Annotated in this window: 19 protein-coding genes; 11 read left to right on the top strand and 8 right to left on the bottom strand. The window is 66.3% G+C overall.

What is annotated here, in order from left to right; all coding sequences use genetic code 11:
* Positions 1–182: 182 nt before the first annotated feature.
* Entirely contained in the window at positions 183–500 is a 318-nt protein-coding gene (locus GAA2_RS11005; protein ID WP_005195331.1) for a hypothetical protein, read from the bottom strand.
* 5 nt (positions 501–505) lie between these two features.
* Entirely contained in the window at positions 506–1,411 is a 906-nt protein-coding gene (locus GAA2_RS11010; RefSeq protein ID WP_005195334.1) for a GNAT family N-acetyltransferase, read from the bottom strand.
* A gap of 95 nt (positions 1,412–1,506) precedes the next feature.
* Between GAA2_RS11010 and GAA2_RS11015 the strand changes: the two genes are divergently transcribed.
* From GAA2_RS11015 to GAA2_RS11045, 7 genes are all read left to right on the top strand, one after another.
* A complete protein-coding gene (locus GAA2_RS11015; protein WP_005195348.1) occupies positions 1,507–2,847 on the top strand; it encodes an NAD(P)-binding domain-containing protein in 1,341 nt (446 codons plus the stop codon).
* Between the two features lie 4 nt (positions 2,848–2,851).
* Entirely contained in the window at positions 2,852–4,075 is a 1,224-nt protein-coding gene (locus tag GAA2_RS11020; protein WP_005195350.1) for an MFS transporter, read from the top strand.
* Positions 4,076–4,091: 16 nt separating this feature from the next.
* A complete protein-coding gene (locus tag GAA2_RS11025; protein ID WP_191834946.1) occupies positions 4,092–5,132 on the top strand; it encodes a flavin-containing monooxygenase in 1,041 nt (346 codons plus the stop codon).
* A 77-nt stretch (positions 5,133–5,209) separates the two neighbouring features.
* Positions 5,210–5,437, top strand: a complete 228-nt coding sequence (locus tag GAA2_RS11030; protein WP_005195354.1) for a hypothetical protein — start codon at positions 5,210–5,212, stop codon at positions 5,435–5,437.
* Between the two features lie 179 nt (positions 5,438–5,616).
* A complete protein-coding gene (locus GAA2_RS11035; RefSeq protein ID WP_024499312.1) occupies positions 5,617–7,296 on the top strand; it encodes a heavy metal translocating P-type ATPase in 1,680 nt (559 codons plus the stop codon).
* Positions 7,293–9,455, top strand: a complete 2,163-nt coding sequence (locus tag GAA2_RS11040; RefSeq protein WP_024499311.1) for a copper-translocating P-type ATPase — start codon at positions 7,293–7,295, stop codon at positions 9,453–9,455. The genes GAA2_RS11035 and GAA2_RS11040 overlap by 4 nt, the downstream gene beginning before the upstream one ends.
* Positions 9,452–9,799 (top strand): metal-sensitive transcriptional regulator, encoded by a 348-nt coding sequence (locus tag GAA2_RS11045; protein WP_005195356.1) that lies wholly within the window; start codon positions 9,452–9,454, stop codon positions 9,797–9,799. Before GAA2_RS11040 ends, GAA2_RS11045 begins: the two co-directional genes overlap by 4 nt.
* A gap of 22 nt (positions 9,800–9,821) precedes the next feature.
* Here GAA2_RS11045 and GAA2_RS11050 read toward each other — a convergent pair whose 3' ends face one another.
* Entirely contained in the window at positions 9,822–10,757 is a 936-nt protein-coding gene (locus GAA2_RS11050; protein ID WP_024499310.1) for a M23 family metallopeptidase, read from the bottom strand.
* Between the two features lie 268 nt (positions 10,758–11,025).
* Here GAA2_RS11050 and GAA2_RS11055 point away from each other — a divergent pair, with 268 nt between their 5' ends.
* Positions 11,026–11,679 (top strand): DUF305 domain-containing protein, encoded by a 654-nt coding sequence (locus tag GAA2_RS11055; RefSeq protein WP_024499309.1) that lies wholly within the window; start codon positions 11,026–11,028, stop codon positions 11,677–11,679.
* Positions 11,680–11,707: 28 nt separating this feature from the next.
* Here the strand turns inward: GAA2_RS11055 and GAA2_RS11060 are convergent, their stop codons facing one another.
* The gene (locus GAA2_RS11060) at positions 11,708–12,367 is read right to left on the bottom strand and encodes a M56 family metallopeptidase (RefSeq protein WP_262411031.1); all 660 of its coding nucleotides are present in this window, start codon (positions 12,365–12,367) and stop codon (positions 11,708–11,710) included.
* Between the two features lie 526 nt (positions 12,368–12,893).
* Here GAA2_RS11060 and GAA2_RS11065 point away from each other — a divergent pair.
* Both GAA2_RS11065 and GAA2_RS11070 read left to right on the top strand, forming a co-directional pair.
* Entirely contained in the window at positions 12,894–13,211 is a 318-nt protein-coding gene (locus tag GAA2_RS11065) for a hypothetical protein (RefSeq protein ID WP_024499308.1), read from the top strand.
* 140 nt (positions 13,212–13,351) lie between these two features.
* Positions 13,352–14,188 (top strand): F510_1955 family glycosylhydrolase, encoded by an 837-nt coding sequence (locus tag GAA2_RS11070; RefSeq protein ID WP_024499307.1) that lies wholly within the window; start codon positions 13,352–13,354, stop codon positions 14,186–14,188.
* Between the two features lie 509 nt (positions 14,189–14,697).
* On the opposite strand, the gene GAA2_RS11075 is transcribed toward GAA2_RS11070, so the two are convergent.
* Positions 14,698–14,934: a hypothetical protein gene (locus tag GAA2_RS11075; RefSeq protein WP_074852728.1), complete on the bottom strand. Its 237-nt coding sequence runs from the start codon at positions 14,932–14,934 to the stop codon at positions 14,698–14,700.
* Between the two features lie 58 nt (positions 14,935–14,992).
* Positions 14,993–15,430: a hypothetical protein gene (locus GAA2_RS11080; RefSeq protein WP_084811750.1), complete on the bottom strand. Its 438-nt coding sequence runs from the start codon at positions 15,428–15,430 to the stop codon at positions 14,993–14,995.
* Positions 15,431–16,142: 712 nt separating this feature from the next.
* Here GAA2_RS11080 and GAA2_RS11085 point away from each other — a divergent pair.
* Positions 16,143–17,039 carry an SGNH/GDSL hydrolase family protein gene (locus GAA2_RS11085; protein ID WP_024499304.1) on the top strand — a complete coding sequence of 299 codons (897 nt, stop codon included), beginning with the start codon at positions 16,143–16,145 and terminating at the stop codon, positions 17,037–17,039.
* A gap of 160 nt (positions 17,040–17,199) precedes the next feature.
* Here the strand turns inward: GAA2_RS11085 and GAA2_RS11090 are convergent, their stop codons facing one another.
* Positions 17,200–18,021: a mycofactocin-coupled SDR family oxidoreductase gene (locus GAA2_RS11090; protein WP_024499303.1), complete on the bottom strand. Its 822-nt coding sequence runs from the start codon at positions 18,019–18,021 to the stop codon at positions 17,200–17,202.
* Positions 18,018–18,641 (bottom strand): TetR family transcriptional regulator, encoded by a 624-nt coding sequence (locus GAA2_RS11095; RefSeq protein ID WP_157753396.1) that lies wholly within the window; start codon positions 18,639–18,641, stop codon positions 18,018–18,020. The genes GAA2_RS11090 and GAA2_RS11095 overlap by 4 nt, the downstream gene beginning before the upstream one ends.
* Between the last annotated feature and the right edge of the window lie 24 nt (positions 18,642–18,665).

The raw sequence follows: 18,665 nt of genomic DNA on the forward strand, positions 1-18,665 counted from the left end.
CGCATGTTGCTTCGGCCGTGAACCCGCTCGTGTCGCCTTCGGTGCAGTGCTGCGCTGTGGGCGGAACGAGCGGGCATCTTTGCCCTCACTCGCGAGGTCACTGATCGGGTCGGTTTCCGCCAATTCGACATTTCGACGATGCTCGAACGCACGGTCCGCATACGCGGACTGAGTGTCTGACGTCAGTGTCGCCGCAGCTCCGCCTGGCGGAGCGCCTCGACGAGGTCGGGAACTGTCGGTGCTCCGGCGGGGCCGTTGGCGGTGTGGTAGACCCTGCAGGTCAGTCCCACCCCGGTGGTCGGCCCGAACGCGTCGACCCGGTCGATGCGGATGGTGGGCGATCCCGGAAACGCTTCGCGTTCTGCCTCGTCCTGGGTGTCGATCGCCCGGAGCACGATCGGCGTTCCGGCGTTCCCGGTCGCGGCGAGGGCCTCGGCGATCTGGTCCCGGGCGATCTGCCAGTTGGGGCAGCCGTCGAAGTAGAGCAGCTCGATGTCCACGACGGTCAGAACGCCGCGCAGCTGGTGGCGGCCTCGGTCTCGGATCGTCGTTCGAGCAGGACGGTGTCGCGCCACTCGCCGCCGAGTTGGGCGATGCGTTCGCGGACCCCGACGGTGCGGAACCCGGCGGAGTGGTGCAGCGCGATCGCGGCCCGGTTCTCCGGGAAGACCGAGGTCTGTAGCGTCCACAGGCCGGCCTGGTCGGCGGCGATCACCTGCGTTCGGAGCAGGGCCTTGCCGACGCCGCGGCCGCGCCAGCCTTCGGCGACACAGACCGCGCTTTCTGCGACCCCGCGGAAGTGCTCGTGGGGCGACGCGGGGGTTAGGGCGGCCCAGCCGACGACGGTGCCGTCGATCTCGGCGACCCACCGGTGATCCGGGAGCCACTGGGTGTCCAGCGTCTTCCGAGGCGGCACCTCGGTGGCGAAGGTGGTGAGACCGGTGGCGATGGCGTCGCTGTAGATGCGGCGCACGGCGGGCCAGTCCTCGTCGGTCATCGGTCGAACGGTCACGTCGCCGGGGAGATCGTCCGGGCAGCACGGGCGCTGGGTGAGCAGGCCCATGACTGCGTCGGCCGCGCTCGGCAGGCCGGTGCAGCACGCCGGGTTGACCACCACGACGGAGCTGGTGCCGTCCTTGTGGACGGTCACGAAGCCGACGTCGGCGAGCTTGCGGACGTGGTGCGAGATGGTCGGCTGGCCGATGCCCAGCCGTGTGGCCAGCTCCCCGATGCTGACGCCGGCCGGGGTGCTGGCGACCTCGTGGAGAAGCCGGACACGGGTCGGTTCGGCCAGGCAGGCGAACCAACCGGCGTAGGTGGCCGCGTCCTCGGCCGCCAAACCGGCCGACGGATGCCCGGCACCTGCACTCGGCGGGACACGGCACTCGGCGGACTCAGTGGACGTAACCATGAACTCAGTATATCGATCGGCATCGATGGTTGCATTCATCGATGGCCATCGATACTGTGGGCATTGATCGAAGAACATCGATGAAAGGTCGAATGATGAACGACTTGCCCGTCGTCGTGATCGGTGCCGGACCCATCGGTCTGGCCGCCTCCGCCGAACTGCGCGAACGCCAGCTCACCCCGCTGGTCTTCGAGCGGGGCCCCCGCGCAGGAGCTGCCGTGGCCGAGTGGAACCACGTGCGACTGTTCTCCCGCTGGGCCGAGGTCATCGACCCCGCCGCCCGCCGCCTGCTCGACCAGACCGGCTGGAATGCCCCCGACGATGAGGCGTATCTGACCGGGCAGGAGTGGGTCCGCGACTACCTCGTCCCGCTCGCCGCCGCACTCGGTGACGCCGTGCAGTTCGGCACCGAGGTCATCGGCGTCGCCCGCCGCGGCCGCGACCTCGTCGTCGACTCCGGCCGCGACACCGAACCGCTGTCCGTGCACATCCGCCGCGCCGACGGCACCGAGGAACGTGTGCTTGCGCAGGCGGTCATCGACGCCTCCGGCACCTGGGGCACCCCGAACCCGCTCGGCGGCGAAGGACTACCCGCGCTCGGCGAGAAGGCCGCGGCCGACGTCATCTCCTACCGCGTCCCGGACCTCGACGACCGGGAAGTGCGCGCGCAGTACGCGGGCAAGCACACCGCGATCGCCGGCGGCGGCCACTCGGCACTGAACGCCATCGTTGCCCTCGCCGCGCTCGAGAAGGAAGCACCCGGCACCCGGATCACCTGGATCCTGCGCCGCGGCGACGTCGCCTCCACATTCGGTGGCGGCGAATCCGACCAGCTGCCCGCCCGCGGCGCCCTGGGCCTGAAGGCGAAGAAGGCCGTCGACGACGGCCTGCTGAACGTCGTCACCGGGTTCCGCACCGCCGCAGTCGAACCCGCCGATCAGGACCGGGTTGCCCTGACCTCCGACAACGGTCAGCGGGTCGACGGTGTCGACCGTGTCGTGGTGCTCACCGGTTTCCGGCCCGAGCTGTCCTGGCTGTCGGAGATCCGCCTCGGCCTCGATCCGGTCCTGCAGGCCCCGATCGAGCTGGCCCCGCTGATCGACCCGAACGTGCACTCCTGCGGCACCGTCTACCCGCACGGCGCCGAGGAACTCAGCCACCCCGAACCCGGCTTCTACCTGGCCGGAATGAAGAGCTACGGCCGCGCACCGACGTTCCTGGCCATGACCGGGTACGAGCAGGTCCGCAGCATCGCCGCCGCGATCGCCGGTGACCACGAGGCCGCCGCCCGCGTCGAGCTGATCCTCCCCGAAACCGGGGTCTGCGGCGGCGCAGGGGTATTCGACGAGCCCGACGCCGACGCCTCGGAAGGCGGCTGCTGCGGCGCGCCGCAGCCAGAGTTGGTGACCCTGACCGCACCCGGCGGGTCACGATAGCCCGATGACGGACACCAAGGCCCCGCCGCAGACCGACACCCTTCCCGCGGCTGGTCTGCGGCGGGTCTTGGCGATCCTGTGCCTGACGGAGATCACCAGCTGGGGCATCCTCTACTACGCCTTCCCCGTGCTGTCGGTGTCCATCGCGGACGACACCGGCTGGTCCCTACAGACGATCATGGCCGCGTTCTCGATCGGCCAGCTCGCCGCCGCATTCACCGGCATCCCCGTCGGCCGCATCATCGACCGCATCGGCCCGCGCGCCATCATGACCGCCGGCTCCGTACTCGCCGTGCCCGCACTGCTCCTCATCGCGACCGCACACAACCTGCCGACGTTCTACGCCGGCTGGATCCTCGCCGGCATCGCGATGGGCGGCGTTCTCTACCCGCCCGCGTTCGCGGCGCTGACCCGCTGGTACGGCGACAGCTACGTCAAGGCGCTGATGATCCTCACCCTCGCCGCGGGCCTGGCGAGCACCGTCTTCGCCCCGCTCGCCGCGACGCTGGTCGAGCGAACCGACTGGCGCGCCACCTATCTCATCCTCGCGGCGATCCTCGCCGTCATCACCATCCCCGCCCACCTGTGGGGGCTGCGCGGGCGCTGGCCGCACCCACCGGCACCGGCGCACGGAGACGCGGCCGATCACCGCGACGCCTCCCGCAGCCCCGCGTTCCTCGCCCTCGTCGCCGCCTTGAGCCTCGGCGCGTTCGCCGCCTTCGCTGGCGTGTTCAACCTCGTGCCGCTGCTCATCGAACAAGGCTTCTCCCCGTCTCTGGCGGCTTTGACCCTCGGCCTGAGTGGGGCGGGACAGCTCCTCGGCCGCATCGGCTACCTGCCCCTCGCGGCCCGTACCTCGGCTCGCAGCCGTGCCATAGGTGTTCTCGTCGCGACCGCCGTCAGCACCGCACTACTGGGTGTCGTGACCACGGTCGTGACCCTGATCACCGTCGCGATCGGCGCCGGACTGATCCGTGGACTGTTCACCCTCGTCCAAGCCACCGCCATCACCGACCGGTGGGGCGCCGTCCACTACGGCCGCCTCAACGGCCTGATGTCCGCCCCCATCGTCATCGTGATGGCACTCGCCCCGTGGGCCGGCACCGCCCTGTCGAATTGGACCGGCAGCTACGCCCACGCCTACCTCGTCCTCGGTGCCATCGCACTCCTCGCAGCCCTCGTCGCGGCCGCCAGCGTCCCCCGCCGCACCGTCGACGCCACTCCCTGATTCGAAGGACCCCCACATGTCCCACTACGACGCCCTCATCGTGGGCGCCGGCCAGTCCGGCCTGGCCACTGCCCACTCCCTCCGCCAGCGTGGCCTGACCGCCGCGATCCTCGAAGCCTCCGACGACACCGCCGGATCCTGGCCGCACTACTACGACAGCCTCACCCTGTTCTCGCCCGCGAAATACAGCTCCCTACCCGGGCTTTCCTTCCCCGGCGACCCCGACCACTACCCGCACCGCGACGAAGTCGTCGACTACCTGCGCCGCTACGCCAAGGGCCTCGACGTCGACATCCACCTCAACCACCGGGTCGACGCCGTCGACCACGACGGCCACACCTTCACCGCCCACACCGACATCGGAACCGCCTTCACCGCACCCCGGCTCGTCGCCGCCACAGGCGGATTCGGCTCACCCCACCTCCCGGCACTGCCAGGACAAGACACGTTCACCGGAAAACTGCTGCATGCCAGCACCTACCGCACCCCCGCCGACCACACCGGGGAGAACGTCATCGTCGTCGGCGCCGGCAACTCCGCGGTCCAGATCGCCGCGGAACTCGCCGACACCACCACAGTCACCCTCGCCAGCCGCACACCGGTGAAGTTCGCCCCGCAACGCCCCCTCGGCCGCGACATGCACTTCTGGTTCACCATCACCGGCATCGACGCCCTCCCCATCGGGCACCGGATCACCAACCCGCCCACCGTGCCGGTCTTCGACACCGGCCGCTACCGCGCCGCCCTCGCCGCATCCCAACCCGTTGCCCGCGAGATGTTCACCCGACTCGACGGCGACACCGCCGTATGGCCCGACGGCACCTCCAGCGACGTCGACGCGATCGTCCTTGCCACCGGATACACACCCCACCTGCCCTACCTCGCCGGTATCGGTGCTCTCGACCAGGACGGGCGCCCCCGGCAACGGAAAGGCCTGTCCACCACCCACACCGGACTCGGCTACATCGGCCTCGAATGGCAGCGCAGCCTCTCCTCCGCATCTTTACGGGGAGTCGGCCGTGACGCTCGCTACCTCGTCGGGCGGATGGTCAGGTAGACGCTGATGGCGGGGTTGGTGTCGGTGCCCGCAGATACGATCGTGATCACTCAAGTGGTGACCACAAGGGGGACGACATGGCTGGATTCACGATGGATCCGAACTTCGAGAAGAAGCTCGCGAAGCAGGTTGCGGGAAACATGCAGCGGGAGGTCGACGCCGTCTACCGCCAGTGCAAAGGCCAGCCCGTAGCCACGGTCAAGCGAGCGCTGCAACGCAAGCTTGGCACCGCCCTCGTCGAGCCGACTTTGACCAGCATCGCCGAAGCAATCAGCCGCGGTGACAATGTCAAGATCAAGCTCTGACAAGAGCAGTCACGCCTTCGTTGGCGCGTCGGTTCGGGAGACGGTCGTCAGCAGATGATTGCGGCAAACGCATTGCTGGCGAGCTCCTGCCATCCTAGTCCGGTAAAGGATTCACCCTGACGGTCAGCGCTTCTGACGGTGCAGGCAACATCTACCTTGAGGTAGCCGCGGGGGTCACGATGTTCGTCCTGGCCGGCCGATACTTCGAGAAGCGGTCCAAACGGCGCGCCGGTGCGGCGTTGCGGGCCTTGTTGGAGCTGGGCGCCAAAGACGTCACAGTGATCAGGGACGGCCACCAGCATCGGATCCCGATCGGCGAGCTCGCCATTGACGACGAGTTCAATGTGCGCCCCGGCGAGAAGATCGCCAGCGACGGTGTGGTGGTGTCCGGCACCTCGGCAGTCGATGCCAGCATGGTCACCGGCGAGTCGATGCCAGTCCAGGTCGCCCCCGCCGACACCGTGACCGGCGGAACGGTCAACGCCGGCGGGCACCTGCGGGTGCGGGCGACCCGCGTGGGAGCGGACACCCAACTCGCGCAAATGGCCGCGATGGTCGAACGCGCCCAGACCGGCAAAGCCCACGCCCAGCGACTGGCCGACCGGATCTCAAGTGTCTTCGTGCCGGTGGTCATCGCCGTCGCCATCGCTGTCCTCGGCGCGTGGATCGGCGCCGGCTATCCCCTGCAAGCGGCGTTCACCGCCGCGGTCGCTGTGCTGATCATCGCCTGCCCCTGCGCTCTGGGACTGGCCACCCCGACCGCACTTCTGGTCGGTACCGGCCGCGGAGCCCAACTCGGCATCGTGATCAAAGGCCCCGAAGTCCTCGAATCCACCCGAACCGTCGACACCGTTGTCCTCGACAAAACCGGCACGGTCACCACGGGACAGATGACACTCGTCCAGGTCACCACTGCTCCCTCCACCACTCGCGAAGACGTGCTCGCCCTCGCGGGGGCGGTGGAGAATGCCTCCGAGCACCCCGTCGCGGCCGCCATCGCTGCTGGTGCAGCCGCCGAAGTCGGGCCGCTCGACGAGGTCGACGACTTCCGCAACTTCGAAGGTCGAGGCGTGCGCGGTCTGGTCCAGGGACGTGTGGTCACCGTCGGGCGTCCGACGCTGCTGGCCGAACACGGCATCGCCGTGGATGACCCTCACCTCAACGAGGCGCAGACCGCCGCCGAAGAAGCCGGACAGACCGCCGTACTCGTCGCCTGGGACGGCCGCGCCCATGCGGTCCTGGCGGTCGCCGATGCGATCAAACCCACCAGCGCACACGCCATCGCCCGGCTCGCCGCACTGGGTATGACGCCCATCCTGTTGACCGGCGACAACCAGACCGTCGCCGATGCCGTGGCCGCTGAGGTCGGTATCGACACCGTCATCGCTAACGTCTTGCCGGCCGACAAAGCCGCCGTCATCACCGACCTGCAATCCGACGGCAAGGTTGTGGCCATGATCGGCGACGGCGTCAACGACGCCGCTGCCCTGGCCCACGCCGATCTCGGGCTGGCGATGGGCACCGGCACCGACGCCGCCATGCATGCCGCTGACATCACCCTGGTCCGCGGCGACCTCAACGCTGCCGCCGACGCGATCGCCTTGGCACGCACCACTCTGAAAACGATCAAAATGAACCTGTTCTGGGCATTCGCCTACAACGTCGCCGCGATACCGCTGGCCGCGCTGGGACTGCTCAACCCCATGCTGGCCGGGGCCGCCATGGCGTTGTCCAGCGTGTTCGTCGTCAGTAACAGCCTGCGGCTGCGCGCCTTCACCAGCCCGCCCCACTCATCGTCCACAGTTCCACCCACCAACCCCTCGACGTATACCCCCAAGGGGTATAAGGTAGCGGCATGAACGAGCACTCTTCCCCTGAGCACGTCGGTCACGACGCCGCCGATGAACGCCACCACGGCCAACTCGCCGCAGCGTCACACAACCACCACGATCACCATGCTGAGCGCGCCCGCGCAGACCATGATCACGCTGGGCATGGGGGGCATGGTGATCACGCCGGGCAGTTCCGGCGGCTGTTCTGGATCATGCTGGCCCTGGCTGTGCCGGTCGTGGCCTTTTCGCCCATGTTCGCGATGCTCATCGGCTATGACCTACCCGATGGTGAAGTGTTGAAGTGGGTCTCACCGGTGCTGGGTACGGTGATGTACTGCTGGGGTGGGCGGCCGTTCCTGGTAGGCGCCTATTCAGAACTGCGGTCGCGTGCACCGGGAATGATGCTGTTGATCGCCTTGGCGATCACGGTGGCCTTCGTGGCGTCCTGGGGTGCGAGCATCGGTGTGTTGCACCACGAACTGGACTTCTGGTGGGAACTGGCGCTGCTCATCGTGATCATGCTGTTGGGGCATTGGATCGAGATGCGGTCGCTGGCCCAGACGACCTCGGCCCTGGACTCGCTGGCCGCGCTGCTGCCCGATGAGGCCGAACGCGTCGATGGCGACCAGATCACCACGGTTGCTCCCAGTGAGCTGCAGGTCGGAGATGTGGTGATCGTGCGCCCGGGGGCCAGCGTGCCGGCCGACGGTCGCGTCGTAGACGGCTCGGCCGAGCTCGATGAATCCATGGTCACCGGAGAATCGCGCACGGTGCGCCGCGGCATCGGCGATCAGGTGGTGGCCGGCACGGTGGCCACCGACTCGGGGCTGCGGGTCCAGATCACCGCCACCGGCGATGACACGGCGCTGGCCGGGATTCAGCGCCTGGTGGCAGACGCGCAGAACTCCACCTCCCGCGCCCAGCGGCTGGCCGATTCCGCTGCAGCGCTGCTGTTCTGGTTCGCGCTCGGCTCAGCGATCATCACCGCCATCGTGTGGACGGTCATCGGCCAACCCGACCAGGCGGTGATTCGAACCATCACCGTGCTGGTCATCGCCTGCCCGCACGCACTCGGCTTGGCTATCCCCCTGGTGGTGGCCATTGCCACCGAACGCGCCGCCCGCGGCGGCGTGCTGGTTAAAGACCGGTTGGCACTTGAGGCCATGCGCACTGTGGATGCGGTGCTGTTCGACAAGACCGGAACCCTGACCAAGGGTGAGCCCACGGTCATCGAGATCGCGGCCGCCGACGGCGTCGATGAGGACACCGTGCTCGCCCTGGCCGCCAGCGCCGAAGCCGACAGTGAGCACCCGTTGGCGCGAGCGATTGTCGCAGCTGCCGGAGACCGCGCGCGGCCGGTGCCGGCGGCCACCGACTTCACCTCGTCACCGGCGGTCGGTGTGACCGCTCGCGTCGAGGGCGCCACAGTGCGGGTGGGCGGGCCCCGCATGCTCGAGGAACAGGGCCATCAGGAACTGGCCATCGCTGATCGCTGGCGCGCCGACGGCGCAATCATCCTGCATGTCACCCGCGACACTGAGCTGATTGGAGCTCTCAAACTTGCTGATGAGGTGCGCGGGGAATCCCGCCAAGCCGTCGAGGTGCTGCACGCCCGCGGGGTCGAGGTTGTGATGATTACCGGCGACGCCGAAGCAGTGGCGCACACCGTCGCTCACGACCTCGGTATCGATCGGGTGTTCGCCGGTGTACGGCCGGAAGACAAAGCCAGCAAGGTGGCCGAACTGCAGCACGAAGGCCGCAAGGTGGCGATGGTGGGCGACGGCGTCAACGACGCCCCCGCCCTGGCCCAGGCCGATGTGGGCATCGCGATCGGGGCCGGCACCGACGTCGCGATCGCCTCGGCCGGGGTCATCCTCGCCAGCGACGACCCCCGCTCGGTGCTGTCGGTCATCGAGCTGTCGGACGCCAGCTACCGAAAAATGAAGCAGAACCTGTGGTGGGCAGCGGGATACAACCTGATCTCTGTACCGCTGGCCGCCGGAATTCTCGCGCCCATCGGGTTCGTCCTGCCGATGTCGGTCGGAGCGATTCTGATGTCAGCCTCGACGGTCGTGGTCGCACTCAACGCGCAACTGTTACGCCGACTCGACCTGCAGCCAGGCGCGAGTACAGTGCGTGGACTGCAGCACAACCGACCGAGATCCATTGAGAAGGTGAGTCCATGACCGCTGCGTCCGCACCGGGACAATCCTCCACCCCGGAAGAATCCTCTGCCTCGGAACACTCTTCCCACGGTTACATCAGCGATAAGGGCAAATACCTGGCCCGCCTCAAGCGCATCGAGGGGCAATCCCGAGGTATCTATCGGATGGTCGACGAGGAGCAGTACTGCATCGACATCCTGACCCAGATTTCGGCGCTGACCAAGGCGCTGGAGGGGGTCGCGCTGGGTTTGCTCGACGACCATCTCACCCACTGTGTGCTCGATGCCGCCCACGCCGGCGGGGACGAGGCGCAGGAGAAGATCGCTGAAGCCTCGGCGGCCATCGCTCGCCTCGTTCGTTCCTGAGCCACCCACCACGCCGGGTTCGTCACAGGCGTGGTTCGCCGACCCACTGCGGCACCACCGGCCCCGGCGCGCGGGCGTCTGCATCAGCGGCCATCGCCAGAACCACCCCGCGATCGGCCAGCCACTGTGCCGGATCGACGTTGACTCCCGTCGGGTCGAGAACCTCGAAATGCAGATGCGGGCCGGTCGAGACCCCACGGTTGCCCACTGTGGCGATCGATTGGCCCATCCGTACTCGCGCGCCCTGCTCGAGCAGATTCTCGTCGTTGTGGCCGTAGGTGGTGATCGTGCCGTCATCGTGCCGGATCCGCATCCACAACCCGAACCCCTCGGCAGGTCCGGAGGTGATGACCTCCCCGTCAGCTATCGCGACAATGGGCGCGCCCAGATCATTGCCGATATCAATGCCCTGATGGCCCCGTCCGTCACCGAAGGTGGACGTGATCTCGCCCGCAGTCGGCGCCACCGCACCGCCACTACCGGGCAGCAGCGGTGTCGGCGTTCCGGGTTCCTGCGGCTGGGGGCCATGCGGCTCGTTCGGATCGTGCGGCACGATTGCGGCGATCAGGGTGGCTACCAGCCGAGCCAGCGGTAACGCGTCGATGATCCGGAACCCGTCTATCGGATCAATGAGCGAAAACGTGCCGAAGCACTGCAGTGCGGCTGCACTGCCCGCATCGCCGACGCTGCCCGACTGGGCCTGAGCGCCCAGGCAGGACGCCGTCTGCGTGATCGGCTTCCCCAAATTCGCAGCCGCGGCACCACCCAAAGCGGCCTTCACCGAGTCCTGCACGATCGCGATCAGCTCCCCGGCCACATGTCCATCGGTCGAGGCCGCCGCCGGTGCGGTGGCAATCACAGGCGCAACACCCACACACACCGCCGCTGCCACCCCCAGCGCTTTGGGGCCCCACTGCTGCCCCGCCTTGACCCGTAGCGATGTCAACACCATCTGCATGCGGTCGGACCTTTCCCGCGGACGTCGTAGACCCACGCACGAGTGCCATGCGTGTACCCGCGAGATCACACCACAAGTCACTTGTGCCCCACCAGTCACACGCGGCTCCACTACGAAGCGAACTAATCGGGCATTGGTGGCTTTGTTTGCGCAGTTCACCGCCCGTTTTGTGGGTGCGGGCAGGCGACTAACTACTATCGGTGTTAGTAGAATTGTTATCGAAGCGCCGCCGGGCGGTGGCGAAGTATCACTCTTGAGGAGGAGATCGATGAGAGTCACACGAACCGGTGTCGTCGTTGCTGCCGCGGCGGCTGTTCTGACAGTGGTGGCCGCGTGTTCGGACACCTCGACTGAGGATCATTCCTCGATGTCGGGGATGGGTACCAGCACGGTCAGTACCGAATCGTCAGCGGCGGCCTCTGCCGAACACAACAGCGCGGACATCTCGTTCGCCCAGCAGATGATCCCGCACCACACCCAGGCGATCATGATGAGCGACATCCTGTTGGAGAAGGACAACATCAACCCCCAGGTCGTCAGTCTGGCCCAGCAGATCAAAGACGCTCAGCAGCCTGAGATCGAGCAGATGCAGTCGTGGCTGAAGCAATGGGGAGCCCCACTCGAGGGCCAGGGACACAACATGGACATGGGTACGTCGATGGCGCCGGGTTCCTCCCCGATGCCGTCGATGATGGGCATGATGTCGCCAGAACAGATGCAGCAGCTACGCGACGCGCAAGGAGCCGAGGCGTCGCGCCTGTTCCTGACGCAGATGATCGAACACCATCGCGGCGCCATCGCCATGGCCAAGACCGAGATTCAAGACGGCCAATCGCCCGAGGCGATCGCTCTGGCACGTCAGATCGTCACTGATCAGGAGAGCGAAATTGCGAGGATGCAGCAGCTTCTCAACAACCCCTAGCGGTCGGACCTGCCCGGGTCGGTCTCGGCTACACACACATCGCGATCACCATCGCCGAGACGACACCGGACACCGCTAGCGTGGTCGGCACCGCCACCACACCAGCCACCGCCGCGGCAGCACCCACATGATGACGTCGCGACCGGCACCGGTGACCGGAGTCCAAGCGGCTCAACCGAGGCCCCACCGACGACGAATCGCTGATCGACAACACACCCACCGGGCCCGCTACAGGTCCCGAACGGGCCAACGTTCCCAACGCCGAGCAGACCGCCCGCGCACCCACCAGCTGGGCCGCGCGGGCATCGGCGGCTTGCTCGACCAAGCCGGCGACCTCACGGCCCGCGCGGCTGAACAACGGAATCAGCGGGAACGCACGCCCGAGAGCGCGGGCCGCCAACACCACGGTGTGATGACGTTGCCGCCGGTGTGCGCGCTCATGAGCAACGACGGCATCGAGTTCCTCACCGGACAACGCCGCCTGCAACCCGGTCGTGGCGGCAATGCCGGCATCCTTGCCCGGCAGACAAAACGCCATCGGCCGCCCGTCGGCGAGCCACCACACATCGGGATAGCGCTCACTGCGGGCGCCCACCAACCGCAACGACTGAAGATACTCCTCACGAGCACCACGCATCCGCACCGCCGATCGCACCGCGATCGTCACCGCTCGGACAATCGCTGCCACGGTCACCACCGCCAGCACGCCACCAGAGATCGCTTCCACCCGCGGGGATGCGCCGTGTGACAACACCCGCAGACACGACACCACCTCAGACAACGAATGGATGCCGAAATGACCGGGAACCGCCAGCGTCACAACAGCTCCCACCCACAACAACGCAAACACGACCTGCGCGGCCGGCCAGGCCACCAACACCCAACGAGCATCGATACGGCCCTGCACCCGAACCATCCATCGAGGCCACAGCCAGCCCAGCACACCTGCGGCAACAACTAGCACCACCGCTGCACTCATGGATGCTCACCCATCGTTCGCCTCGATCCTCGACGCCCGCCGTCGTGCTCGCTGAGACCCACGCTCAATACACCTTCCCGGCGGTCCGCCACCTGCACCACCAGCCAGTATGCCCCAGGGGCTCGTCCGTGACGCCGCAACTCCAGCACCCACCGCGCCGCCAATTACTAGGCCCTATAGTAGTTAGATGACGCGGGTTGACCCAGCCTGCGCGTACTAGTTCGAGGGATGCGCTGTGACCGAGAACCCGAGGGGGACGCACTCGCCCCCGGACGACCACCGTCGTCAGTATCTGCATGCCATGCGCGACGTCTACCGGGCACCCACGCCATACTCGGCCCACCAGTTCTTCCACCGCGCCCATCACTTCAGCGTCACCTCGAACCGACGCCGCCACCTCGCCGCACACATCGGTCTCGTCCGCCACCTCGCTGCGATCGGCGACCTCGCCGGGGCGCGTCACCACCTCGGTACCGTCCTTGCCTCCCTCGTCCTCCAAAGACATTGCGGCCAACAACCTTCGCAGGCTTCCATCCCCATCCAGATGTCGTGACCACGACCACGACGCCCCAGAGGGCCAGGGTGGCTCTCTACCGACCCTCGATCCCGGTCTCGCCGCTATCGCCGATCACCCACACCACCCAGAGACGCCACGCCCGAACTCGGCCCTATCCACACGAAAGTCCTAGCCGCTTGCCTGTCTCGAGCCTGTCCATCCGCACTGTTGCGGTCGTAGTCATCGCCACGCTGACTGTGCTGAGCGGTTGTGCCACCCAGGAACAACCCACATCCCCACCGACGTCGGCAACCTCACCAGAGATAGTCGCAACACTGACCCCAGAACTCGACCACCTTCACGCCCTGCACATCCGCGCCGACGGCACGATCCTCGCCGGAACTCACACCGGCGTAGTCGCCCTCACCGCAGACGGAACCACCAGCCGGGTCGGCGTCTCCGACGACGACTTCATGGGACTGACCGGGGTACCCGGCTCTGATCGGCTCTTCGCCTCCGGCCATCCCAGCCCGCGGAGCTCGGCACCCAACCCGCTGGGACTCGTCGCCAGCGAAGATGGCGGGCAGACATGGACACCGAGATCGGTGGCCGGCCAAATCGACTTCCACGCGCTCGCCACCAACGGACAACTACTCGTAGGCTTCGACGGAATCAACCGCCTGCTCGTATCGACCGACGACGGGACAAGCTGGAACACCGGCGCGTCCCTGGCCGCAGCAGCACTCACGATCACCGACCACGGCGTCTGGGCGACCACCCCCGCAGGGCTGCAACACAGCACCGACGACGCCCAGACCTTCACAATCGTCCCCGATGCGCCGGCCCTAGCCCTCCTGGCGGCCGCACCCGATGGCACGCTCTGGGGCATTGACACCGCCAACACCGTCTGGCGCAGCCCAGACGGCACACACTGGGAACAACGCAGCACCATCAGCAGTGTCACCGCGCTGGTCGCCAGAGACGCCGAAACTGCATACGCCGCAAACGGGCAATCGCTATACACGCTCAGCTAACGGACTCGTGGGGAGCAACGAAGGAAGGAGGCGACTGAGATCCGGAAGAGCGTTTAGATCTCGCCCACTCCTCGCGAGAACCGCCTAGGTCGCCCGGGCACCCCCCTCTGTCAGATCGCCTTGGGCGGGGACGGCCATCGAAGGCCCCGCCAATCGGCTGTCCTGGTAGCTGCAGTGATGACATAACGTAAAATCGGCGATGAACAAGGACGAGTGAAAACAGATGCGAGTCAGCACCTTTGGGTTCTGACCGTTCCCCCGATGCTAAGCAAAGATCACTACCCTGGGTTGGAGTGGCGCCACGTCAGTGGTTGCCGCCTGGCTCCCGAGTCCGTTGTCAGCTGGAACTCACACTGGGCGGGTTCTAGTCCGTAACGTACGGACTGAGCCTGTCTAGGCCCGCCCCCTGTTACTCGTCATACTTCAACACGTCTCGCTACCGGCTGAATGACGCAGGGGGAGAACACCTCTCACGGTGATGTGACATAAGTGTTGCCACTCACGTACCCCTAACCGTTGAAGGGTGGAAGGCCGAAATGTCGAAGCGCAATGAGGGTTGCGATGATCTCCACGATGGCGATGAGAAGCGCCGAGATCGCAATGCCAGCGCCGCGTTCGTACGGCCGTCTTTGGACTTCGGAGAACGCAATGAACGCGAACACAACAGTGACCGGGATCAGGCCCAGGAGCGCGGCGAACAGTGCGAGGCAGGCACAAAGGTTCGTCGTTTCTTCAGGTTTGGGCAAGTGGACTGGGTCCGCGGTGAGGGTGACGCGCGAGCCTTCGCGACGAGTTACGGGCACGCTACTGAGCCGTCCAATCGCCAAACGGCAGACCAACACTGAATAGCAACACGACCACAACCGCTATCTCAACGACAGCGATGACGATGGCAGCGACGGCTAAGCCGAAGCCTTGCTCGTGCGGTCGTCGTGCTGTCTCGCGGATCGCAATCCACGCGAGAACGATCGCGGCCGGCACAATTCCCGCGAGTGCCGCGAATAGTGCTGCGATGGCGCAACCGTTCGTCGTTTCATCAGGGTGATGGCCGTACGGGGTCACCTGCGTGCGTCCACGCGTCAGAGTGCTGCTCATGCGTATGCCGTCAGTGCAGCCGAAGTAGTTCGTCGTGGCGTTGTCATCGACACATAAAAGGGCACGTCTGAGTGTAGGTGCACCGCGCTGAGCCGCAGTACGTCGGATATACAACTCCTCGGCGTGCCGGTGCTTCTCGGCGTACATCGAACAGTTCTAGTTGGGACTGTGTCAGCTGGAGTGGTGGACGAATACCCTCCTGACTTCAGTGTGCCAAGGTCGTACCCCGTCCGACCATCCGCGCCTGGCTTGCCGGTGTCGGCATTCACCACCAGCGCTGCGAGGGAAGGCTCCCCCGCGTGATTGCACTCATCCGACAACGCGTCGAGGACGCGCGGCAACCTATTGCGTAGCTCGACTCCACTCATGCCGATCGCCGTTCCGAGCTCTTTATAAGTCAGCAACGTTCTACGCATTGCCGCGACAGTAAGCGCAGCTCGTGCTCGCGCGACCTCATCTTTCCAGTCTTTAGCCATTCCCCCAATGTAGGGCTGCGGCTAGCTGTGTGTACCGCGTCGGCGACGTCATCCAATGATCCGTGTCCCACCACGGCCCGGCCGGACCTTACACGACCGGTCGCGCGCGGGGCTAAGTTACTCGCCCTACATCAACACGTCCCGTTACCAATTAAAGAAGACGAGTCGAAACAGATGAGAAGACTCGACTTCTCCATATGTCAACCTGACGCGCGAATGCATCATTGTGGTGCGACGAGTTTCGTCACCAGCGACGAAAATGTTACGGGTGTCTCGATTGGGCTATCCCCGTAAATGCGGACGCCGATCGTGGGTTTGTCGGCCCGTATGTTAGATTCAACTAACAACATCAGTCACTTGAGCACCACGATCTGGAGTTCCGGATGCCCTTGCCGTACGGCCGCAGGCCCCACCGACGCCTCGGCATCCGAACCGTGCTGACCGCGGCGGCCACCGCCGTCGCTCTCGTTGGCGGACTCGCCCAGGCGGGCGGGGCCCAGGCAGCGGACGGATACCCGTTCGTGAATCTCGGTGACAGCTACAGCGCAGGCGCATCGGTGTTCCCCCAGGCGACGAGTGCGGCAACCTTCTGCTCGAACTCGCTGGTCAACTACTCCCACCTCGTCGCCAAGCGACACGGGACCCCGGTCGCCGACGTCAGTTGCGCAGGCGCGACGACCGAGAACCTGAACCGGTCGCAGTACCGGTGGCAGGGGCCGCAGATCAGCGCGGTGGGACCGGCGACCCGCTTGATCACCCTGACGATCGGCGCAAACAACAACGGGCTGTTCAACTACTCGACCTCGGCCTGCCAGCAGGCCTGGCTGTCCGCGCCGTTGTCGGCGGCCCCATGCCGCGATGAGTTCGGGACCTCGTTGGTCGACAAGATCAACTCCTCGACGTACCCCGACCTCGTGAACGCGTTGCGCCACATCAACCGCGCCGCGCCGCGCGCCCGCGTCCTCCTCGTCGGGTATCCGCAGATCTTCCCGGCCGTGGGCACTGCGCTCTGCTCGGTGTCTTTGCTTACGGCGCCCGGAGACATCGAATACCTGCACCGGGCCTTCGCTGCCCTCAACGACGCCATGCGCCGCGCCGCCGCAGCCACGCACGCAACCTATGTCGACATGACCAAGGTCTCCACCGGCCACGACGCCTGCGCGGGCGATCGGCGATGGGTCGAGCCGACGTTGGGTGCGGTCAGCTTCCCGGCGATGCACGCCAACACACGTGGCCAGCAGGCGATGGCCGATCAGGTCATGGCCGCACTGCGTCGCTGAGGGACCGCTTTCGAGGACCTGCTCCCCGAAAGCGGGGGTAGGAAGTGTCCGGGGGCGAGCAACGCCGAATCGTCTACCACTGGAATCTGAGCCAGCCAATGGCCGACCGTTGCCTGTGGAAGACAATCGAACCCGGATCGATCCCGTGGAGCGCGTAGGGTCAGATCTTGGTTGCGCCGTGGTCTATCGGTAGCTGAATCCCGGTGATGGTGCGGGATTCGTCGCCGGCCAGAAAGACAACGGTGTTGGCGATGTCCTCAGGTTCTGAAATCGGCGGATCGAACCAGTACTGGCCCATGGCGGCGCTGTAAGAGGGGTTGTCGGCGAATACCTTCTCTCCGTCGGCGCCCATTGCTCCCATCGGGGTGTTTACGCCCCAGGGGTGGATAGAGTTGACGCGGATCTTGTACGGAGCCAGTTCTATCGCGGCTGATTTCACCAGTCCGACGACACCGTGCTTGGCGGCGCTGTAGTGGGCTTGTCCGGGTAGCGACTTGATCCCGGCCACCGAGCTGGTCGCGATGATCGAGCCACCGTTCCCGAGTTCGATCATGACCGGAGCCGCAGCGCGCAGCGTGTTGAAGACGCCAGTCAAATTGATGTCGATCATGTCCCGCCAGCGCTCCGGGGTCATCTCCCAGAATCGTCCCCAACTGACGATGCCGGCGTTCGCGACCACGATGTCCAGTCGCCCCAACTCCGCAACCCCTCGTGCCACCAACGCCTCCATTGCGCCCAGGTCGCGCACATCGGCCACTGCGTGCACCGCGCGCTGCCCGGCCTTCTCGACGAGGGCTACCGTCTCTTCCAAGTCTTCGGGAGTCGTTGCGGGATAATCGGTCTCGGCTGGCGACGCGCATATATCCGTGAGGATGACGTCGACGCCGTGCTTGGCGAGAGCGACGGCCTCGGCGCGTCCCTGACCACGCGCGGCACCGGTGATGAAGGCGACTCGGCCAGCCAGTGTTCCAGCGGTTGTCATGGTGTCCTGCTTTCTGTGAGGGTGCGACACCCGGGATCGGGGGTCAACAGTGGGCGCATGGTGTCGAGACAGGTCCGCACCGTGGCGGCGATTGCCTGGCGCGGATCTCGTGACCAGCGTTCGACGGCCACCCGATTGGCGGCGATCACACAAGCGGCCACGAACTCGGCACGGTCTCCATCGGGGTCGAGCTGGAGTCGGCGGGCCAACACTGGCTGCAACGCCGCGCGGCATCGATCATGCACACTCAGCCAGGCGGGCGCGAGCATCGGTGAGTTCGGCAGAGACTTGAGAAACGTCGCGTGCCGCCGGCCATGGGGTCCGTCCAGCACCGACTCAAGCGAGTCGACAAGCCCGTCTACCACTGACTCAGAGTGAGGTCGGCCGGCGAACCTGTCCACATAGTCCTGCCAGCCGGCATCGAGAGCGGGGGCGATGGCGTGCCCTTTGGTGGGGAAATATCGGTGAAACGTGCGCTCGGACACGCCGGCAGCCTGCGCGACATCGACGATTGTCGTTTCGACGAAGCCGTGCTCGGCGAACATGTCCAGCGCGGTGTCGGAGATGTCGAGCATGGCACTCTGCTGCCGCCGTTCACGCCAGCCCGACGGTGCGCTCATGTGGCGAGAGTACGCCTGTCCGGC

This window comes from Gordonia ajococcus, from assembly GCF_012974285.1.
In the GTDB taxonomy this organism is placed as follows: Bacteria; Actinomycetota; Actinomycetes; order Mycobacteriales; family Mycobacteriaceae; genus Gordonia; species Gordonia amicalis.